Raw genomic sequence first — 1,560 nt, forward strand, 5'->3', positions numbered from 1 at the left:
CCGCCGGGGGGCGCGGAGCCGGCGGCGGGGGTGGTGGAGGTGTCCACCCCCACGGTCAGCGTGAGCGTGAAACCGCTGGCGACGTCACCGGTGACGGTGGGGGTCTGGCTGGCGGCGGAGTCGTCGCCGAAGACGTTGTCGGAGGCGAGGGTGACGTCCGCGAGGTTGCTCACCGACTGCTCGTAGCCGCTGGTGGCGTACACGCTCTCGCACACCTCCTGCGGCAGGGCGAGCTGGGAGGTGGCGACGGCGTGGGTGGCGTCGGTGATCGAGTCCGCGTCGGGGTAGACCTCGAAGTGGACGTGCGGCCAGCGCCCGGAGTAGCAGGCGGGGAAGACGGTGGTGAAGGTGACCGATCCGGTCGCGTCGGCGACCTGCACCCCGCGCAGGTAGTTCTCCTCCTCCAGGCCGTCGGCGTACAGGGAGTAGTTCCCGTCGCGGTCGCAGTGCCAGACGTACACGGCGGCGCCCTCGAAGGGCACGTCGCCGCCGGCCATGTCGACGACGTTGAGCGTCAGGGTCGTGGGGATGCCGGCGGCGGTGGTGGTGGAGGTGCCGAAGGAGGAGCGGATGTCCGAGCGCACCACGCCGGAGGCGGTCAGCACGTTCGCGCCGTTGGAGCCGTCGCCGGGGTAGGGGCCGGCGGTCTCGTCGGGGACCTCGCTCAGCGCCGAGGGGGAGCTGGAGGTGGTGGAGGAGGCGTCGGCGTCCTCGCCGCCGCAGGCGGCCAGGGCCAGGGCGGAGGCGCCCAGGCCGAGGGCGCCCAGCACCCGGCGGCGCTCCAGCCCGCGCCGGTGCGCGGTGGCCAGGTCGAAGGCCAGGCCCTGGTCGTCGACGTCCTCGTCCTGGCGCGGCAGGACGCGCCCCTGGTAGGTGCGCGGCGCGCGGGCCCGGTCGGCCCCCTCGTCGCGGCGGCGGCGGTCGTCGTCCTGGCGGTGCATGGTCGTCCTCTCGAGCGGGTGTGTGCCCCCACCCTCGGTGCCCACCCCGTGCGGGCGGCCTGCCGCGGCTGTGCCCCGCCCGTGGGTGCGCGCGGCGGCGGGCCGGTCAGCGGACCGGGAGGGGCGGAGCGCTCCAGCGCAGCGAGTACCGCCAGGACAGGTGCCGGCGCACGACGGCCCCCGGCGTGTGCCGGCTCGCGGCGTCGCGGACCTCGCGCAGGGTCGTGGTGGCCGGCGGGAACCTCGCTGCGGCGTCTTCACCGCGCCCACGACGAGGTTGGCGGGCACGGCCGGGGCGCTGAGCAGGTGGTCCGAGGGGGTCCGCTCGCGGTGGAGGCCCAGCACCAGCGGCGTCCCGCCGGGCGCGAGCAGGGTGCGCAGCCGGTGCAGGGCCGGCTCGAGGGGCACGTGGTGCAGCGCCGCCAGCGCGGTGACGACGTCGCAGCCGCCGGGCAGGTCCGCGCTCATCAGGTCCCCGCAGCGCAACTCCACCTCGCCCCGCCCGCGGCTGCGCCCGCGCGTCGGGCGCCGTGCGGTGGCCGGGGTGGCGGGGTCGGCGTCGAGGCCGGTGACGTGCCCGGCGCGCCGGGAGAGGCGGTGGGCCGGTGGGCACCGGCCC

At 77.1% G+C, this 1,560-nt stretch carries 1 protein-coding gene and 1 pseudogene; both read right to left on the reverse strand.

Going from position 1 to position 1,560, the window contains the following annotated elements; genetic code table 11:
* On the reverse strand, positions 1 to 941 hold a 941-nt coding region (locus tag GTR00_RS24530; protein WP_240900722.1), incomplete at its 3' end, for an intradiol ring-cleavage dioxygenase.
* 411 nt (positions 942 to 1,352) lie between these two features.
* Positions 1,353 to 1,560, reverse strand: a pseudogene (locus GTR00_RS26525) (class I SAM-dependent methyltransferase); the annotation flags it as partial.

The organism is Kineococcus indalonis, assembly GCF_009906395.1.
Taxonomy (GTDB): Bacteria; Actinomycetota; Actinomycetes; order Actinomycetales; family Kineococcaceae; genus Kineococcus; species Kineococcus indalonis.